At 61.3% G+C, this 19,615-nt stretch carries 13 protein-coding genes; 7 read left to right on the forward strand and 6 right to left on the reverse strand.

From position 1 onward, the window contains the following. Positions 1 to 105: 105 nt before the first annotated feature. Positions 106 to 3,312: an alpha-amylase family glycosyl hydrolase gene (locus ACTG2G_RS21375; RefSeq protein ID WP_429203885.1), complete on the reverse strand. Its 3,207-nt coding sequence runs from the start codon at positions 3,310 to 3,312 to the stop codon at positions 106 to 108. A gap of 330 nt (positions 3,313 to 3,642) precedes the next feature. Here ACTG2G_RS21375 and xseA point away from each other — a divergent pair, with 330 nt between their 5' ends. Next, entirely contained in the window at positions 3,643 to 5,016 is a 1,374-nt protein-coding gene (gene xseA, locus ACTG2G_RS21380) for an exodeoxyribonuclease VII large subunit (protein WP_429203986.1), read from the forward strand. Between the two features lie 116 nt (positions 5,017 to 5,132). On the opposite strand, the gene ACTG2G_RS21385 is transcribed toward xseA, so the two are convergent. Beyond that, positions 5,133 to 5,852, reverse strand: a complete 720-nt coding sequence (locus tag ACTG2G_RS21385; protein WP_115523204.1) for a GntR family transcriptional regulator — start codon at positions 5,850 to 5,852, stop codon at positions 5,133 to 5,135. Positions 5,853 to 6,099: 247 nt separating this feature from the next. On the opposite strand from ACTG2G_RS21385, the gene mngA reads away from it, so the two are divergent. Together mngA and mngB are read left to right on the forward strand one after the other, a co-directional pair. Next, complete coding sequence (gene mngA, locus ACTG2G_RS21390; RefSeq protein WP_429203888.1) at positions 6,100 to 8,058, forward strand: PTS 2-O-a-mannosyl-D-glycerate transporter subunit IIABC; 1,959 nt, start codon at positions 6,100 to 6,102, stop codon at positions 8,056 to 8,058. An 86-nt stretch (positions 8,059 to 8,144) separates the two neighbouring features. Then, complete coding sequence (gene mngB / locus ACTG2G_RS21395; RefSeq protein WP_421249199.1) at positions 8,145 to 10,799, forward strand: mannosylglycerate hydrolase; 2,655 nt, start codon at positions 8,145 to 8,147, stop codon at positions 10,797 to 10,799. A gap of 169 nt (positions 10,800 to 10,968) precedes the next feature. Here mngB and ACTG2G_RS21400 read toward each other — a convergent pair whose 3' ends face one another. Both ACTG2G_RS21400 and ACTG2G_RS21405 read right to left on the reverse strand, forming a co-directional pair. Continuing rightward, complete coding sequence (locus tag ACTG2G_RS21400) at positions 10,969 to 11,958, reverse strand: D-alanine--D-alanine ligase (protein ID WP_064338123.1); 990 nt, start codon at positions 11,956 to 11,958, stop codon at positions 10,969 to 10,971. A gap of 204 nt (positions 11,959 to 12,162) precedes the next feature. Beyond that, a complete protein-coding gene (locus ACTG2G_RS21405) occupies positions 12,163 to 12,771 on the reverse strand; it encodes a 2OG-Fe(II) oxygenase (protein ID WP_421249197.1) in 609 nt (202 codons plus the stop codon). A 338-nt stretch (positions 12,772 to 13,109) separates the two neighbouring features. Between ACTG2G_RS21405 and ACTG2G_RS21410 the strand changes: the two genes are divergently transcribed. Next, positions 13,110 to 13,586, forward strand: a complete 477-nt coding sequence (locus ACTG2G_RS21410; protein ID WP_421249196.1) for a glutathione peroxidase — start codon at positions 13,110 to 13,112, stop codon at positions 13,584 to 13,586. 161 nt (positions 13,587 to 13,747) lie between these two features. Continuing rightward, positions 13,748 to 15,151, forward strand: coding sequence for a DEAD/DEAH box helicase (locus tag ACTG2G_RS21415; protein WP_429203891.1), 1,404 nt, complete (start codon positions 13,748 to 13,750; stop codon positions 15,149 to 15,151). 98 nt (positions 15,152 to 15,249) lie between these two features. On the opposite strand, the gene hutW is transcribed toward ACTG2G_RS21415, so the two are convergent. Then, a complete protein-coding gene (hutW, locus tag ACTG2G_RS21420) occupies positions 15,250 to 16,611 on the reverse strand; it encodes a heme anaerobic degradation radical SAM methyltransferase ChuW/HutW (RefSeq protein WP_421312130.1) in 1,362 nt (453 codons plus the stop codon). On the opposite strand from hutW, the gene ACTG2G_RS21425 reads away from it, so the two are divergent. Together ACTG2G_RS21425 and ACTG2G_RS21430 are read left to right on the forward strand one after the other, a co-directional pair. Further along, a complete protein-coding gene (locus ACTG2G_RS21425) occupies positions 16,610 to 16,873 on the forward strand; it encodes a hypothetical protein (protein ID WP_421312129.1) in 264 nt (87 codons plus the stop codon). The genes hutW and ACTG2G_RS21425 overlap by 2 nt on opposite strands. After that, positions 16,866 to 18,461: a methyl-accepting chemotaxis protein gene (locus ACTG2G_RS21430; protein ID WP_421254062.1), complete on the forward strand. Its 1,596-nt coding sequence runs from the start codon at positions 16,866 to 16,868 to the stop codon at positions 18,459 to 18,461. The genes ACTG2G_RS21425 and ACTG2G_RS21430 overlap by 8 nt, the downstream gene beginning before the upstream one ends. 134 nt (positions 18,462 to 18,595) lie before the next feature. Here the strand turns inward: ACTG2G_RS21430 and ACTG2G_RS21435 are convergent, their stop codons facing one another. Further along, positions 18,596 to 19,612, reverse strand: a complete 1,017-nt coding sequence (locus tag ACTG2G_RS21435; protein WP_429203895.1) for a S66 family peptidase — start codon at positions 19,610 to 19,612, stop codon at positions 18,596 to 18,598. Between the last annotated feature and the right edge of the window lie 3 nt (positions 19,613 to 19,615).

A 19,615-nucleotide genomic window follows, 5' to 3' on the forward strand; every position in this document is an offset into this window, starting at 1 on the left:
TGCTTATTGCCTTCCCCGTCTGGTCCCTCTCCCTCGATCCCTTGATATGCGGCATAAAAAAGTCGGCCCCAAGGCCGACTCGCTGCACACGGTGACAGGCTTTCCTTATTTGAGATATTTACCGTCAACGCCCACCTTGCCCGGGCCGTTCAGTACCCAGACCCGTGCCGAATAGGCGGGCACCGCAAAGCTCAGACTGCCGTTGCTGACGTTCTGACTCGCGCCGGTCACCGCATCCATATAGGTGCCGTTCTTCAGGCCACTCAGGTTTATTTGCTGGGCCGAATTGGCCGCGAGGCCCACGGCAGCGTAGCTGCCTTGAGCGCTCAGGTCACGCACGAAGCTGATGCCGCTGCCCCACTCGTTCACCTGGCTCATGGGCGCCTTCTGCAGGGCGGGCACCGCCTTGCGGATCTGGTTCAGGCGCTTGATGTGCTGGTAGAGCGGGTGGCTCGGGGTGGCCGGGTTGTCCAGCACCTCCCCGTAGTAGGCACGACCAGTCTGATCCACCGTCATGGTGGCCCCATCGATATCCTGGGGCTTGCCCGCCTGGAACATCACCTCTTCCCCGTAGTAGAGGGTCGGGATACCCCGCGCCGTCCAGAGCAGGTTGTAGGTCATGGCCGCATTGCCCTCTTGCCCGCCGTAGCGGTACTTGAAGTCGTTGTCCGGCCCCACGTCATGGTTCTGGAAGAAGGTGATGAGCTTGGTGGCATCCCCATAGACCCAGTCCATGGCAAAGATCCCACCCACCCCGCCAAAGCTCCCCCGGGTGACGTTGTCACGGAAGGTGGAGAAGAGGGAGAAGTCCAGCACAGAGAGGCCGGAATCGCCCCCTGCCCGGGGATCCGCCGGGTTCGGCGTGGTGCGGGTATACCACCAGGGACGGATCACCGCCGAGGCATTGTCGTTGGCCAGCTCAGAGCCCCAGCCGGTGCCCTTGACCAGGTTCTCGCCAAAGACGAACAACCCCGGCTTGTGGGCCTGCCAATCGTGGACATAGGTCAGCAGCTCGTCCCGCTCGATGTGCTTCAAGGTATCGATGCGAATGGCGTCAACCCCCATGTCGAGGTACTGGCGGATGGCGCCGTTGAGGTAGTCCTTGACGTTCTGGTTGCCGGTGGCGAGATCGATGCAATCCCCCGCCATGTGTTTGCGCTGCAGGGCGAGCGGGCTCTCCCAGTCACCGCCTGACATGAAACCGTCCAGGTGATACCAGGCGGGATCCAGGGTCTGGGCGTCGATGCCGAAGAAGCGGTTGGGGTTGTAGCCAGCACTCGGCACGGTGGCGCCTGTCTTGGGGTCCACCAGAGGCTGGGTGCCCGCCGGATCGGACTGGCAGCGGGCCTTGTACCAGTCGGGAGCCACCGGGTTGTCGTCGTCACAGCGGTTGGCGCTAGCGTAGTCCCCGAGGTTGCCCTGATAGGGGCCGTTGTTGATGAGCCCCTGGCTCGACCCCGCCGGTACGTAGTATTTGACGGGCAGGCGATCGATCCAGGTCTTGCCGCGCAGGCCGTACTGGCTCGAGTGGTTGAGCACCACATCCTGGATCACCTTGAGCCCCTTGGCGTGGGCCGCCTGGATGAACTCCCGGTAACCCGCCCCCGGCGACTCCAGACGGGGATCGACCCGGTAGAAGTCGTAGGCGTGGTAGCCGTGGTAGTCGAGGCCGGAGCGATTCTCCACCGGTGGCGTCACCCAGATGGCGGTGAAGCCGAGATCCTTGATGTAGTCGAGCTTGGCGATCAAGCCCTTGAAGTCGCCGCGCCAATGGGGATCCCCCGCCTTGTAGCGATCCCGGTTATGGTAGTTGTTGCTGGCATCGCCATCATAGAAGCGGGCGGTCAGCAGGAAGTAGATGCTCTCGGCACGAAAATCGCCGCTCGCCACCCCCTGCTCGCCGATACGGTACTCGAAGCGCTGCTCGCGCTGATTGCCGCTGGCGTCAATGGCAAGGGTGCGGATCACCAGATCGGTGCCGCTCCCCTTGTCGCTCGCCACCAGGGGCTGGCCTGCATAGCGGGCCGACGCCGTGGTGGGCTGGCTGCCGTCCGTGGTGAAATGCACGGCGGGGGCGCTGTCCTGATCGTCGCTCACCCCCAGGGTGATGGACTGGTTGTCCAGATAACTCCCCGGGGCCGGGGTGACCGTCACCGTGGGGGCCTGCAGATCGGCCCCAGCCAGCGTCTCCACCTCGATGGCCTTGCGCAGGCTGTCAAAGCAGATGCGATAGCGGGTGTTGGCGCTGACCAGGTAATCCTGGGCCGGATACGCCTCGGTCCAGTCCCCCTTGTGGTCAATCTTGAAGCGGGGGTTGTTGCTGCCAAAGGCCTGCTCGGTGCAGAAGGTGGTACCATCCTCGCTGGTCATTGGGGTGAGCCCCCAGTTGTTGGTCGTGCCCCGGAAGTACCAGCTGTCGCTGCTCTGTCCTGCCCCGACCACCACGCTCACACTGCTGCTGCCCTTGGCGCCCTGATCGTCGGTGACCGTGAGGCCATAGGTGAAGGTGCCGGTCTGGGTGGTACTGACGACGATGCTCTCCGTGGTCTCGCCGCTGCTCCACAGATAGCTCGTGATCTGGCCGTCGGGATCCGTAGAGTCGCTGCCGCTCAAGGTCAGTGACGCCCCCTGGGTCACATTCACCGTGCCCCCCGGGGTGATGACCGCGAGCGGCGGCTGGTTGTCATCCCCAAGGGGGGTGATGCTGTAGACCAGGGTCTGGTCGTTGACCTGGATGCGCACCGTACCCACGGCGCTCCAGAAGATGTCGCCGCCACTTTTCTCCAGCACGCCGTCGCCGTTGCTGTCGCCAAAGTTGACGGCCCAGTCGCCAGCCTGATCAAACTTGAGGCGCTGGCTCGCCTTGCCATCCATGTAGGCTTCCACCTGCCATAGGTGATCCCCTACCAGAGTCATGGGTAGGCTGGCCCAGCCGTTGAAGGTGCCGCGTACGTTGAGTTGCGGCAAGGTGCTGGCAAACCCCGAGGCCTCGCAACTGGCCACCGCCGTCGCGCTCACCGCCTGGGTGCTGGCGTTGATGCGGATCTGGTACGCCGTGTTGGCATTGACCCCGTAGTCGGCCGCCGGGTAGCTCTGCTGCCAGTTGCCGTACCTGTCTATCTTGAAGCGCGGTCCGCCGCTGGCATCCCCGCTCACGAAGCGCTGGCAGGTATCAAAATTGACGCCGTCCGTCGACGTCATGGCGGTCGCCGCCCATCCATTCGCGGTGCCCCGGAAGAACCACTCCGCCGCCGACGTCGGCGCCGTGATCAGGGTTCCCAACAATCCGGCCGCGAGTATCCATCTAGCCATTGATAGTCCTTTATTTTCATTGTTTTGTGTGTGATGCCGGTGTGCCCCGGCATTCCCCCATCCGCTACAGTCCCGCCTTCGGATGAGCCCGATCAGTCTAGAGTTCCCCATAACCAATTCATGGCGAATGCGCGCAAAATGTGACCACCATCGACTTCGCTATTGGCTGTATGTGATTGATAGCGCTTTCATTTCCATGCAACACCGATTTGCAGGGAGGAGTGACCAACCTGATCCATTGACTCGGCGGACGAGGTAAAGTGGGGTAAGATGGCGACATTGTTTCTCTCCTCCGCCTTCGCTGGCGAGGAACCGTGCGCAGGAACCGCCTTGAACTATCGCAACGAATCCGGCCAAAACAGGCAACAGCAGGTCTTTACCGTCACCCGCCTCAACAGCGCCGTGCGCATGATCCTGGAGCAGGATCTGGGGCTGGTGTGGCTGACCGGCGAGCTCTCCAATCTGGCGATGCCAAGCTCCGGCCACTGGTACTTCTCCCTCAAGGACATGTCGGCGCAGGTGCGCTGCGCCATGTTCAAGGGCAACAACCGGCGGGTGGCCTTCCGCCCGCAGGATGGCATGCAGGTACTGGTGCAGGCGCGGGTCTCCCTCTATGAGCCGCGCGGCGACTACCAGCTGATCATCGAGTCGATGGAGCTGGCGGGTGACGGCGTGCTGGCGCTGCGCTTTGAAGAGCTCAAGCGCCGCCTCGGCGCCGAGGGGTTGTTTGACGAGAGTCGCAAGCGGCCGCTGCCCCGCGAACCGCGGGCGGTGGGCCTTATCACCTCCGCCACCGGCGCGGCTTTGCACGATATGCTCACCGTGCTCAAGCGGCGTGCGCCGGATCTGCCGGTCTTTATCTACCCGACTCAGGTACAAGGCAGCGCTGCCATCAGCCAGATCGTCGCGGCGATCGCCAAAGCGAACCGGCGCGCCGAGGTGGATGTACTGATCGTTGGCCGTGGTGGCGGGTCGCTTGAAGATCTCTGGTGCTTTAACGAAGAGGCGGTGGCGCGTGCCATTGCCCACTCCGCCATACCTGTGGTGAGCGCGGTGGGCCACGAGGTGGATGTCACCATCAGCGACTTTGCCGCCGACTTGCGTGCCCCTACCCCGTCGGCTGCCGCCGAGCTGGTTGCGCCGGATCAGAGCGCCCGTGCCCAGCGTCTGGTTCACCTCAAGCAGCGGCTGCTGCAGGCGATGAGCCGCCAGCAGACCGCCGCCCGCCACGATTTCATCCTGCTGCAAAAGCGGCTCGACCATCAGGATCCGAAGCGGCGGCTGGAGCAGCAATCCCAGCGCCTCGACGAACTATCCACCCGTTTGCAACAGCTATTACGCCAGCGGCTGCATCAGGGTGAGCGACGCCTCACCAATCTAGAACTGCGCCTGCAGGGCAAGAGTCCGGAGCGCCTCTTGGCAGCTGGCAAGCGCCGCCACCAGCTGGCCGAGGAGCGGCTCTATGCCCTGATTGCCAAACGCCAGGATCTGGCGAGCCACCGCCTCGCCATGCTCACCGCCCGCCTCGACGGGGTGAGCCCGCTCGCTACTCTGGGTCGCGGCTACTCCATCACCCGCACTGCGCGTGGTGAGGTCATCAGCCGCGCCGATCAGGTCAACCGTGGCGACCAGCTCATCACCACACTGGCGCAAGGGAGCCTGCAGGTACGGGTCGAGGAAGTTATCAAAGACGCCGAGCAGTAGATCGGCCGCATCAAACCACCCGCCAATCTGCTATTCAGCCCGGCAATCAGCCAAAAACAAAGGCCACCACCGCAAACAGGGTGGTGGCCTTTTTTATCTCGGGTGCTGGCAACCGCTCACCCCTTGGCGCGGCGCGCCACCAGGGTGAACTTGTAATCATCGCTCTTGAAGAAGTTGCGACTGAACTCGAACACAGTGCCATCTTGCAAGAAGCCACGGGAGACCTTCTCGATAATGGGCTTGGCGGGGTCGATACCGAGCGCCTCCACCACCTGCTCCGAGGGGAGCACCGGAATGATCTCCTGCTCGCTGCGGTCAATCACCAGCTGCTTGACCTCTTCGATGTAGTGGTACTTGGAGCCCTGCATCACCGCATAGCTGAGATCGGGGAAGAGAGCGAGCGGCATCCAGGTCTCCTCCAGCGTTACCGCGATCTGGCGAATAAAGCGCACCCGCTTGACGTAGTAGACCAGCGCCCCTTCCAGCAGATTGAGCCGCTCGGCCAGCTCGCTGCTCGCCTTGATCACCTCGAAGGCGAGAATGTCACTGTGGGTCTCGGCCGCCGGATCGGTCACCTTCTCATAGAGGCTGGTGAGCTGATAGATGTCGTAGTTCACCTTCTCCTGCCGCACATAGCTGCCGCTGCCCTGAATGCTCTCGATGACATTGAGTTCGGTCAGCTGCTTGAGGGCCTGGCGCACCGTCACCCGGCTCACCCCGAACTGCTCGCGCAGCTCGGCTTCGGTGGGCAAGGCATCGCCGGGGGCCAGCTCCCCTTGCGCAATCCACTGCTGAATGGTGTCGGCTATCTGGCGATACATGGGTTTTTTCGACACGAAAGGCCACCTCGTCGGCTCTGCGCCATGATAAATGGAAGAGGCGCCATTCTACCCCAGTTGCCTGGCAGACAAAACGGCTCGGCCCCATTTGACCTAACAAATCACCTTGACCAAACAATACAAAAACAATACAAATAATGAATTGTATGATACCACTCACAAAAATCAGTCGGCCGGTTTGTTAGCATCGCTGTCACTTTCACCATGACGGCTTGCTGGCAAGCCAACCTGACAGAGGATCATCATGAATCTGACCAGTCTTACCGGCCCCTATCTCATCACGTTGCAAACCCGGTTTGCCGATCGGGATGCGGCCATTCATGCCCTGGCTGATCGGCTCGATCAGGCCGGCAAGCTGCACGACAAGGCCGCCTTTCTGGCCGCGGTCATGGCCCGCGAGGCGCAGGGCCCCACCGCCCTTGGCGAAGGGCTGGCAGTGCCCCACGGCAAGTGCGATGCGGTGCGTGAAGCGGCCTTTGCCGTCGCTACCCTGAGCGAGGAGCTGGGTTGGGAGGGGATCGACGGCCCCGAGCCGGTCAACCTGATCTTCATGCTGGCGATCCCGACCGATCAGGCGGGCTCCACCCATATGCAGCTACTCACCACCCTCACCACTGCCCTGGTGGATGACGATACCCGCGAGGCGGTGCTGGCGGCCCAGAGTGCCGAGCAGCTGATGGCGCTGCTTGATGGTGAAGGGGATGGTGAAGGAGATGGCGACAAGCAACCAGAAAAAGAAGACAACTTAAATACAAATAAACCCACTGTGGTCTGTGTCACTGCCTGCCCGGCGGGGATCGCCCACACCTATATGGCTGCCGAGTATCTGGAGAAGGCGGGGCGCAAGCTGGGCATTCGGGTACTGGTCGAAAAGCAGGGTGCCAACGGCATCGAGGATCGCCTGCCGCAAGCAGCGCTCGATGCTGCGGTAGCCTGCATCTTCGCCGCCGAGGTAGCCATCAAGGAGCAGGAGCGTTTTGCCGGCATCCCCCGTATCGAGACGCCGGTGGCCGAGCCCATCCGCCATGCCGAGCGGATACTCAATGATGCGCTGGAAGCGGCCAAGGCCGGGCGCACCGCCCCGACGCCCAACCCCAGCCAGAGCGACGCGCAGACCGGCAAGAAGGTGAGCCTCAAGACCGAGCTCAAGCAGGCGCTGCTGAGCGGTATCTCCTTCGCCGTGCCGCTGATCGTGGCAGGCGGTACCGTGCTCGCCGTCTCTGTGCTGTTGGCCCAGATCTTCGGCCTGCAACATCTTTTTGATACCGAGAACTCCTGGCTCTGGATGTACCGCAAGCTGGGCGGCGGCATGCTGGGCACCCTGATGGTGCCGGTGCTGGCGGCCTATACTGCCTACTCTCTGGCAGACAAACCGGCGCTGGGCCCGGGCTTTGCGGCGGGACTGGCCGCCAACATGATTGGCTCCGGCTTCCTCGGCGGCGTGGTCGGTGGCCTTATCGCCGGTTACCTGATGCGCTGGGTCAAGCAGCATGTGCGCCTTAGCCCCAACTTCAACGGCTTTCTCACCTTTTACCTCTATCCGGTGATCGGCACCCTGGTGGCGGGCAGCCTGATGCTGTTTGTCATCGGTCAGCCGGTGGCCTGGCTCAACAACAGCCTCACCGAGTGGCTCAACGGCCTCTCCGGCACCAATGCGCTGGTGCTGGGCGCCCTGCTCGGCTTTATGTGCTCGTTTGACCTGGGTGGCCCGGTCAACAAGGCGGCCTACGCCTTCTGCCTCGGCGCCATGGCCAACGGGGTCTACGGCCCTTACGCCATCTTCGGCGCGGTCAAGATGGTCTCGGCCTTTACCGTCACCTTCTCCACCCTGCTGGCGCCACGCCTGTTCCAGACCTTCGAGATCGAGACCGGCAAATCGACCTGGCTGCTGGGGCTGGCGGGGATCACCGAGGGCGCCATTCCGATGGCCATCGAAGATCCGATCCGGGTGATCGGCTCCTTCCTCGCAGGATCGGTGGTCACCGGCGCCATGGTGGGTGCCATGGGAATTGGTCTCTCCACCCCGGGAGCCGGCATCTTCTCCCTCTTCCTGCTCCACGATGGCGGCCATGGCGCCCTGATGGCTGCCGCCGTCTGGCTCGGTGCGGCACTGGTGGGCACCCTTATCTCCACTGTGGTGCTGATCGGCTGGCGCCGTCACGCCATGCAGCGCGGCACCTATCAGGTGGTCGCCGCAGAGTAAGGCTCCTCCTCACAAACGGTTTTTCAACAGACTATTTTTCCGCACGGCAGGCAAAGACCGCCGTGCGTCAGCAAAGGATCATTGTCATGACAGTTTCACGAGTTCACATCACCCCGCACATGCACTGGGATCGGGAGTGGTACTTCACCACCGAGGAGTCCCGCATTCTGCTGGTCAACAACATGGCGGAGATCCTGGCGCGGCTTGAATCCGACCCTGACTACAAGTTCTACGTACTCGACGGCCAGACCGCGGTGCTGGAGGATTACTTCGCCATCCAGCCCGAGAACAAGGCTCGGGTGAAGGCGCTGGTGGAAGCGGGCAAACTCATCATCGGCCCCTGGTACACCCAGACCGACACCATGCAGGTGAGCGGCGAGTCCATCCTGCGCAACCTGCTCTACGGGATGCGCGACTGCCTTAGCCTTGGCGAGCCGATGAAGATCGGTTACCTGCCCGACTCGTTCGGCATGTCCTCCCAGCTACCCCACATCTTCAACGGCTTCGGGATTAACCGTGCCATGTTCTGGCGCGGCTGCTCCGAGCGTCACGGTACCGACAAGACCGAGTTCCTCTGGCAGAGCAACGATGGCAGCGAGGTGACCGCCCAGGTGCTACCGCTTGGCTACGCCATCGGCAAGTACCTGCCGGAAGATGAAGCGGGCCTGCGCAAGCGGCTCGAATCCTACTTCGAGGTGCTGGAGAAGGCCTCGGTGACCAAGGATATCCTGCTGCCCAACGGCCACGATCAGATGCCGCTGCAACAGAACATCTTCGCCATCATCGACAAGCTGCGGGAGATCTACCCCCAGCGTGAATTCCACATGAGCCGCTTCGAGCAGGTATTCGAGCGCATCGAGGCGTGCCGCGATCAGCTGGCCACCCTCAAGGGGGAGTTCAACGACGGCAAATACATGCGGGTACACCGCACCATCTCCTCCACCCGGATGGACATCAAGCTGGCCCACGCTGCCATCGAGAACAAGATCGTCAACATCCTCGAGCCACTGGCGAGCATCGCCTGGGCACTTGGCTTTGAGTACCACCACGGGCTGCTGGAGAAGATGTGGAAGGAGATCATGAAGAACCACGCCCATGACAGCATCGGCTGCTGCTGCAGCGACAAGGTGCATCAGGAGGTGATGACCCGCTTCATTCTGGCCGACGACATGGCCGAGAACCTGATCCGCTTCTACATGCGCAAGATTGTCGACAACATGCCGGTGGCGCTCTGTGAAGACGGGGTACAGGTGGCTGACAAGCTCTGCCTGTTCAACCTGATGCCCTTCCCCCGTCAGGAGGTGGTCAACACCAGTATCCGCATTCGCGCTCAATCCTTTGCCCTGCGCGACGAGGCAGGCCAGCCGATCCCCTACTTCATCCGCGCCAGACGCGAGATTGACCCGGGACTGGTGGACAGACAGATCGTTCACTACGGCAACTACGACCCCTTTATGGAGTACGATATCCAACTCTGCCATCCGCTGCCGGCCATGGGCTACTGCACTCTCCATATCGAGGGCAATCAGCCGGGACTGGAGCAGCCGGTGACGGCCAGCGGCGAGCTGCTGGAGAACGATTTTTACCGCATCGCCCTCAATGACAACGGCACCTTGCAGATCCTGGACAAGCTGCGCGGCACCACCTTTGATCAGGTGCTCACGCTGGAGGAGGGCTCCGATGATGGCGACGAATATGACTACTCGCCGTCGCGGGACGAGTGGCTGCGCTACTCCACCGAGTATGCGGTGACCCGCGAGGTCACCCATCAGGCGTGGCAGAGCATCGCCACTCTCAAACTGCGTATGGCCTTGCCGGCCAATCTCGCCGAGCGTGCGGATCGCCAGTGCAGCGGCCACCTCGATGTCATCTGCCGCATCACCCTGGCGCATCAGAGCCCGCGTATCGATATCGAGCTGGAGCTCGACAATCAGGCCGATGATCATCGGGTGCGGGTGCTGATCCCCACCCCCTTCCCGAGCGACACTGTGGTCTCTGACAACCAGTTTGGCTGCATCACCCGCCCCACCCGCGACAGCGCCATGGCGAACTGGGAAGCGGAGGGGTGGAAAGAGGCCCCCATTCCGGTCTGGCAGCTGATGAACTTCGTCGCCCTGCAAGATGGCAAGCAGGGACTGGCGGTGCTGAGCGACGGTCTGCGCGAGTTTGAAGTGATCGGTGAGCAGTGCGACACCCTGGCACTCACCCTGCTGCGCGGGGTCGGCGTACTCGGTAAAGAGGAGTTGCTGCTGCGCCCGGGTCGCCCCTCCGGCATCAAGCTGCCGACCCCGGACTCCCAGGTGCGTGGCAAGCTCAGCTGCCGTTTCAGCCTGCTGGCGTTTGCCGGCGATCACATCAGCGCCAACGTGATGCAGGCGGCGCGCAGCTACCTCACCCCGGTGCGCTGCTACAACAAGATCCCGTTCGATGCCATGAAGCTCAACAAGGCGAGCTTCACCACCCCGCTGCACTTCAGCCTGCTCACCATGGACCCGTCCGGTCCGGTGCTGAGCGCCCTGAAAAAAGCCGAGGATGAAGAGGCGCTGGTGATCAGGGTCTACAACCCGAGCGAACAGGCGGTGCTGAAGGGAGGCAAGGTGACCAGCCAGCACACCTTGAGCGACTGGCAAGCGGTGCGGATGGATGAACAACCCCTGCCCCTTGAACTGGCCGCTGGCGAGTTTGGCGATCTGGCGCCCTGCCACTCCCGCAGCGTGCGCTTTCGGGTGGCTCGCGGCTAACCACCGGTAACACCCACAGCTAGCAACAGGCGGGGAAGAGTCATCCCCTCCCCGCCTGTTTATCCCTTCAAGCTGGCCTGCCCCGCTTGATAAAGGCATAAAAAAATCCCCGCCAATTGGCGGGGATTTTTATTGGGTCCTGCTTCATCCCGCGAGCGGGAGAGCGCGCTTAACTGGCCTTGCGCAGGATCTGCTCAAGGTAGTCGGCGAAGCGGTGACCGTGATGCTCCAGCAGTTTCGGGAACATGGAGATAGAGGTCATGCCCGGGAAGGTGTTGATTTCGTTGAGCAGGATCTCGCCCTCGTCGGTCAGGAAGAAGTCGATGCGCGAGAGGTGGGTCAGCTTCAGCTGACGGAATGCCTTGAGGGCATACTCGTGGATCGCATCGGCCTGCGCCTGGGTCAGCCCCTCGGCACGCAATGCGGTCTCGGTATGGCTGGCGCTGCTGTATTTCTCTTCATAGGTGTAGAACTTGTCCTGCGGCACGCAGATCTCGCCCGGATACGTCGCCACCAGCTCGTCACCATACTGGTAAACCGCCACTTCCAGCTCGCGCGGCTTGACCGCTTTCTCGATCAGAACCTGTTCGGAGTAACCAAATGCATCGGCAATGCCTTTCACCAGATCCGCTTCGTTGCTGGCGGAGTAGCAGCCAACGGAAGAGCCCTGGGAGGCCGCCTTGATAAAGACCTTGCCCCACTTGGCCAGCGCGGCCTTCGCCTCGGCGAGCGCCGCCTCATTTTGCTCGGTCAGGAACAGGTACGGGGTGTTGGGAATACCGATAGCGGAGAGCCACAGCTTGGTGCTGATCTTGTTGAAGCAGATCTTGCTCGCCTCGGCATCGCAACCGAGATAAGGCAATCCGGCCAGCTCGAGGAAGGATTGCAGATCGCCGGTCTCACCCGGGTAGCCGTGGATGCAGGGCACCACGTAATCCACCGGACGGGCCACGCTGTCAAACGAAAGCAGCTTGTCGAGCCCCAGCTTGCACTCGCGGCCATCGGCACTGAGCCAGCGATCGGCGAACATCTCGACGCGGGTCACTTCGACACCGGGCAGAAGGCCCAGTTGTTGCTCGAGGAAATTGGCGCTGCGCAGAGAAACCTCGTGCTCGGAGCCACCGCCGCCGCACAGCAGCAAGACATGCATGTTCTTCATTAGATGTGATCCCTTGGGAAAAGCGGCCTCGTCATGACCATTTGATAAGCCAACCACCATAAAAACCGGACGAAGCCAGATACGAACATAAGTGCGCGCCAGTGTAGCAAGGGAGATCAACCCTTGTCAGCTGATGGGAGACCCATGACCCCACTTCTTGCAGTGAAAAGTCTCCCCTGTGTCAAAATCGGGACACATTGCCCCTCAGCGCGGGGGATCGACCCTTCCCATGCCGTTGCCATTGACCCGAAACCAGCCGGCAATGCTGTAGCGCTCGCGATTGGCAGGCAGCACCTCGTGGGGAAACTCCTCGGAGAGAAACATGACCAGCCGGCCCCCCTTGGGGCTGACATCCATCAGAAACTGCTCCTTGTTGTCATACATGCGCAGCACTCCACCCGCTTCGGGCAGCCAGTCGTTGTTGAGGTAAAAAACGGTGGTAAGACGGCGGTTGGAGCGACCGGCAAAGGCATCCCGATGGGTGGCGTAAAAATCCCCGCTGCAATAGCGGGCGAAGTGGGCCTCGTAGTCGAACAATCCCAGCATCAGCATCCGGTTGGCGGCAAGACGCAGGGACTCCATCCGAGCGAGGTAGTCAGCCACCGGCGCACCGAGGGAGGGCTCCAGCCAGTGGATCTGGTCACGGCGAATGTCGGGATTGCCCTGATGCAGGGCGTCACGGCCGATCCCGGCCGGTTGCCATTCGCTTGGCAAACAGGCTTTGAGGGCATCCACCTCGGCGGCAGTCAAAAAATCATCCACTATCACCCATCCCCGGGTGTAAATGGCATCCATGGCAGCTTGATAGTCCAAGATTGGCTCACAATGAGTAGAAAGAGGGCGCTTTGTAGCGACTTACCGGCAAAGTCACAAACCGGTTTGCTTCTCTTGAGAAGTCCCAACATCAATACGCGAGTTGCTGCCCGCCGCCCCGCGTTTTTGTCGACAGTTGTGATCCCGCTCTGCCAAGGAGCGTATTGGCTGTCGAAACTGTGATGGCCCTTGCAATCAAGGGGACGGATCCTTGCTCTCACCTTGCCGTTAAAAGAGCCAACCGATACCGTAGCCACATCACCATCATGTCGTTAGGCCGGCGCTCATCGCCACAACCGACCTGACACTCCACGGATAACCACGAGAAGGATCTGCTTATGCCTCTGCCCGACCTTATTTTGCAACAACTGGATGGAAGCCCCTACCCGCTGACTCAACTGGCGGGCAAGGTGGTACTGGTGGTCAATGTGGCCAGTCGCTGCGGCTTTACTCCCCAATATGAAGGGCTGGAAACGCTCTATCAGGAGCTCGGCCCCAAGGGGCTGGTGATTTTGGGCTTCCCCTGCAACCAGTTCGGCAATCAGGAGCCGGGGGATGCGGACGAGATCGCTCGCTTCTGCTCTCTCGATTATCCGGTCAGCTTCCCCATCATGGCCAAGTGCGATGTCAACGGTGAACAGGCCCACCCCCTCTATCAATGGCTCAAGAAAGAGAAACCGGGGCTGCTGGGGCTCGAAAACGTCAAGTGGAACTTCACCAAGTTCCTGATCGACCGTGATGGCAAGGTGGTTGACCGCTTTGCTCCCACCACCAAGCCGGAGAGTCTGGTCACCCCCATCCGCGACCTGCTCTGATTGCTTTTCGCGATACAAAAGAGCGGCCGGTACAACAGCTACTGCGCAGCGGCCGCTCTTTTGCTATATTACGCCCCCGTTATCATTTCCATATCGTGGCTGGCCCCAATACGCTGGCTGCCCGTTGAGCCAAAGGCTCATCTCAGGAGTTTCTCTCGAACATGTCATTCAACGAACTGGGTCTGTCCCCGCACATCCTGCGGGCCGTCAAGGAGCTGGGTTACGAACAGCCAACCCCCATCCAGCAGCAAGCCATTCCGGCTATTCTGGCTGGTCAGGATGTGCTCGGCGGTGCCCAGACAGGCACAGGCAAAACGGCCGGTTTCACCCTGCCGATGTTGCAGCGTCTGCTGGCCAACCATGGCCGCGGCCGACGTCAGGTGCGCGCCCTGGTGCTCACCCCGACCCGCGAACTGGCGGCACAGGTGGGCGAGAGCATCATCAAGTATGCCCACCACCTGCCGTTCAAGACTCTGATCGCCTATGGCGGTGTCAGCATCAAGCCCAATCTGGACGCCATCAAGCTGGGGGTGGACATTCTGGTCGCCACCCCAGGCCGTCTGCTGGATCTGCTGACCCAGGGCGCCCTGACCCTGAGCCAGCTGGAAGTGCTGGTGCTGGATGAAGCGGATCGCATGCTCGACATGGGCTTTATTCACGACATCCGCCGCATCATGAAGGCGCTGCCTGCAGAGCGGCAAACCCTGCTCTTCTCTGCCACCTTCTCAAACGACATCAAGGCACTGGCCGATGATCTGCTGAACGACCCCACCCTGATCGAAGTGGATCCGAGCAACACTGCCGCCGAGCAGGTAAACCAGCGCATCATTCAGGTGGATCGGGAGCGGCGCCGCGAGCTGCTCTCCCACATGATTGGCCGTGGCAACTGGCAGCGGGTGCTGGTGTTTGTTCGCACCAAGCAGATCGCCGACCGCCTGGCCCAACAGATGCAAAAAGATGGGCTCGACACCGTCGCCATCCACGGTGACAAGAGTCAGGGAGCCCGCAACAGGGCGCTGGCCGATTTTCGCAGTGGCGACGTTCGGGTATTGGTGGCAACCGATATCGCCGCCCGCGGTCTGGATATCGATCAACTGCCCTACGTGATCAACTTCGAACTGCCCCAGATGGCGGAGGATTACATCCACCGTATCGGCCGTACCGGCCGCGCCGGTCGTGGCGGCGAGGCCATCTCGCTGGTCAGTCAGGACGAGCTGGGTCAGCTCAAGGCTATCGAAGCCCTGATCGGCCAATCCCTGACCGTGGAGATCTTGGAAGGGTATGAGCCAAGCGGCAAGCCGAGTCGCCAGACTCTGCCGGGCAGCAAGCCGGTGCAGAACCCGCCTCGGGCTCGCGGTCATGCCAACGCCAAGAGCAGCAATGCCAAGGGCAAGCCAGCCGCGGGCAAGGGCAAAGCCAAGGGTGATGCCAGCAAAAATCCCGCCCAGTCTCCTCAAAACAAGTCCCGCAAGCGGGAAGTGGTGGGCGAGGATATCGGCTTTGCGCCGATGCGCCGCTTGCCCAAAGCAATGCGCGACAGTTATCAGGAGAGCAGCGACGAGTAAGCTCGCACGACGCTAACTGCCAAGCCAAAAGAGGGAGCCTGCAAGGCTCCCTCTTTCGTTGTGGATCACACGGAGCCGTGCAAATGCTCCGCTCGGGCTCAAACCAGCGAATGGCGCACCGCGGCGGTACCATGGCTAGGCGGTGCTGAACCATCAAACGGATTGAGCTGCAAGAACTCGAACAAGCCAGCCTGCATATTGACGTTCCAGAAGCGTCCGGCGAGGGTGAGTTGCAAGCTTGCATTCTCGATCTCGGCCAGCCCGTGCTGCTGCCAGGCGGCAAAAAGCGGCATCAGATGGGTCAGCAAAGGCGCTGGCAGACGATCCAGCGCCAGCACTCCACTGTCGAGGGCGCCACGCAGCAGACCGTCCATCCTTGCATTGGGATTGCGTCCCATCACCATCCCGGGCGCCCGCTTGCCGTTGGCCAGTGCGTCGTGCCAGGGGGCCAGATCCCGGCCATACATCAAGCCGTGGCCAAGAATGCTGCCCCCCGCACCGGCACCAAAGGGGAGGATCTCCGCACCGCGCTTGGCCATCTGGTTATAACGACTCTGCTCGGCCGGACTGCGCCGCCAGTGACTGCAAGAGAGGCGCTCCCAGCCGTGGGCTTCCAGTTGCGCTCCGCCATAGGCATACATGGCCGCCCGCTGCTGGCCATCGGCGAGCCAATCCAAGGTGCCCTTCTCCTGCGCGCGATCCAGATTGGTGCCTTGCATGGCGATGAGCTGGTAGAGATCGACCCCGTGTACACCGCTCGCCATCACATCGCGGATATCCTGCTGCCACACGGCATCATCCTGACCGGGCAGACCAAAGATGAGATCCGCCACGATCACAGCCGCATCATCCCGGGTCAGCTCACCCAGACGGGTCAGCAGCGTCTCCCTGTCATCGAAACGGGCCGCCTGCTGACGCACCCGGGTATCAAAGCTCTGCACCCCGAATGAGAAGCGGTTGAAGCCCCCGGCCAGCGCCACCTGCCATTTCTCATCATCAAAGCCGTTGAGGCGTCCCTCCAGCGTCACCTCGGCATAGGCCGACAACGGAAAACGGCGGATCACGGCGGCCAGCATGGCCAGCTCGTCGGCGCTCATGTCGGTCGGCGTACCGCCCCCCACATAGACGGCTGAAAATGGCATGCTCTGCGCCAGCGGGGTGTCAGCCGCCTGCGCAAGGGAGGCGCACAGAGCGTTGACATAGTGGTTGATCCGCGCCGGGTTGGCGCCATTTTCAAAGAAATTGCAGAAGCTGCAGCGCTTGCGGCAAAACGGAATATGGATGTAGAGGGCGCGCTCCTCAGCTTCACTCTCTCGCTGCCACCAGCTCTGCCAGCCAGCCTCATCCAGCGGGAAGGGGCGCATCCCTCCCCGACTGGCGTGGGCCGAGGTCTTGGCGCTAAAGGCAAACTTGAGGGGATCCGGCGAGGAGATACCGGTCATGGAAGGGGTCAGATTCATGGTGGTCACTATTTTTGTAAATAATAATAATGATAACGATTATCGTTACTGGCATTTTGTTCTGGATCAACCCACAGAGCCGTGCAGCTCGTCGAAGTCATTTTGGCAACCAGCATTACCGATCTGCTTAACAGATTATTTACTAAAGAGCGGTTATGGTGTGCCGATAGAGAACCATCATTCTTGCTCTCCTCGCCTACGCTCAGATGAAGCTGGAACAGATAAAACACAACAACGCATGGAACGCCCCGACTATGCATAACCTCTCCCTGAACTGGAAAATCTTTCTCCCTCTTGCGCTGGTCATCAGCACCACCTTTGGCCTCAGCTTCGAGCTCTCTGCCTGGCTGCAACGGGATCTCGCCATCCGGCTGGCAGAGGAGAAGGTTGAGAGCATGGCCAACACCTATATGGATCAGGTCAACGTGCTGATGATGACAGGTGGCATGGCCAACCGGCAGATAGTGCAGACCAAACTCAAGAGTGAAGCGGGCATTGTCGAGGCTCGTCTGGTTCGAGCCCCGGCCGTCAGCAACCTGTTTGGCCCGGGTTTCCCGGACCAGAAAGCCCAGGACAGCTTCGACGAACGCGCCATCAATCAGGGGGAAACCATCCTGCAGCAACAGGGTAACCAGCTCACCCTGATCAAGCCGTTCAAAGCCTACAAGGAGTATCGCGGTACCCAGTGCACCACCTGCCATCAAGTACCTGAAGGCACTGTCATGGGAGCGGTGCGGATCAGTTACGATCTCAGCCATACCTTCGGCGAGATCCGCCACAACAACCTGATCCTGAGCGGCAGTCTGGCCCTTGTCTTCAGCCTCGGTTTCGGCCTGCTGTGGTGGGTATTGCAACGCTATGTAAAACACCCGCTGCGGCAACTGCAACGTACCATGCTCCAGATGGCCAAAGAGCGTAACCTCGCTATCCCCCTGCTAAACCAGAGTCAGGATGAGCTGGGCCAGATGACCCGTGCCGTCAATGAGATGGTGCAGGGCTTCAGGCACAGCCTGCAGGAAGTAGAAGGGGCGACCCATCAGCTCTATCAGGAGTCGAGCCAGATCCGTCAGGTGGCGACCCAGACAGAAAACTCGGCCCGTCAGCAAGAGTCGATGACCACTCAGGTTGCCGCCGCTGTAAGCGAGCTTGCGGCAAGCTCCCACGAAGTGCGCGAACATGCCCGCAAGAGCGCCGAGCTCTCCGCCCTCACCAATCAGGATGCCGCCAATACCAGCCGCCTCGCCCAGCACTCCATCATAGATATGGGCGAGATGTCGGCAGAAATTGATCGGGTGGATCAGGTTATCCAGCAACTCGATAGCCGCTGCCTCGCCGTTGACGGTGTGCTTGAGGTGATCAAGGGGATTGCCGATCAGACCAACCTGCTGGCCCTCAACGCCGCCATTGAAGCGGCCAGGGCCGGCGAGCAGGGCCGTGGCTTTGCGGTGGTAGCCGATGAAGTGCGGGCCCTCTCTAACCGTAGCCGCGCCGCCAGCGAGGAGATCTCCCAGATGATCGCCGCCCTGCAAAACGAGGCCCAAAGCGCCGTTGTGGTGATCGGGGATGCAAAAAGCAAAGCCGGTGAGAGCATCAGCAAGACAGAGGCAACCCTGGCGGCCATGCAAAACATCATTGGACGCATCGCCAGCATCAATGACCTCAACGCCCAGATGGCACAATCAGCAGAAGAGCAGGACAGGGTCTGCAGCGAAGTGGATCACGCGGTCAGCGACATTCGCAATACGTCCAATGACACTCTGGGTCAGGCCCATGCCGCCAACCTCGCCAGTATCCAGCTGGTCGAGCAGTGTCAAAAACTGGAGGCCTTGCTGAAAACCTACCGCTGGTAATCCAGCCAATGGCAACAAGCGCGCTCCCGAGTCGCGCTTGTTGCCACAAACGACCCTTGATGGGCGGTGTCGAGCATTCATCAATCCTCTTCAGCACATAGCATGTGTGCTTCATCTCCCTCGGCAACATAGCCTCAACAGTCATCCCACCAGGGATCCAGCAAGGTGAGCTGCTGGCGGTCGAGATCGAGCGCTACCTCGATACCCAGCGGCAGCGTCAGCATGGGGTGGGTATGGGCGCAGTCAAACTCCGCCAGAATGGGGAAGTTCGGCTCCCCCACCACCTCCAGCAGGATATCGAGGGGGCGCTTGCCGCTACCCTGATCGTTGAACAACTCGTGCTTGCCGAGGATAAGCGCACCGATCCGCTCAAACACCCCGCACAGCTTGAGGTGAGCAAAGGAGCGCTCCAGCGTCTCGGCAGATTTCAGGCTGTCCTCCAGCAGCAAAATGTCGCCGTGCTCGATGACGGGCATATAGGGGGAGCCCCAGATCCCCGCCATGGTGTTGAGGTTGCAGCCGATCAGTCGCCCCTCAACCCGGCCTGAGCCCACCGAGATCAGCCGATTGGGCTGGCACTGCTTGGCCCGGGTCTGGTTTTCCCAATCGAGCCGTTCATCGCTCCATTGCGCGGGGGTGGGCAACGTGCAGGGGACGCCAGCTTCATCGGCCAATGCAATCTGTAAAAAACTGGCCAGCGTCTCATCCACCAGCGGTGGCAACTCGCCAAAGGAGGCCACCAGCGCCGGGCCATAAAAGGTAACCAGGCCAGTTTGGGCATGGATGCCGAGCAGCAACGCCGTCACGTCTGAGTAGCCAACGATGATCTTGGGATCGCGCTTGAGCGCCTCAAAATCGAGGTAGGGCAGCAGGGAGTTGGAGTTGCTGCCGCCAATCACCGACATGATGCAGCGCACTTCTGGGTCGCGAATAAGGGCGTTGAGCTCCTCGGCCCGCGCGGCGATGGAGCCGGAGCGCCAGTGATCCTGCTGGCCGGTGAGGCTGCCCGCCTTGAGCCTAAAGCCCTGCCCCTCAAGAAAGGCTCTGGCGCGGGCAAAACGGTTGGGAGCCCAGGCGGTCGCCGCGCTGGAGGGGGAGAAAAAAGCGATGGTATCGCCACGTCGGAGCAGCGGGGGCACCAATAACGTCATGAC

It is taken from the genome of Aeromonas sp. 55A (genome assembly GCF_051919665.1).
GTDB classification, from domain to species: domain Bacteria; phylum Pseudomonadota; class Gammaproteobacteria; order Enterobacterales; family Aeromonadaceae; genus Aeromonas; species Aeromonas veronii.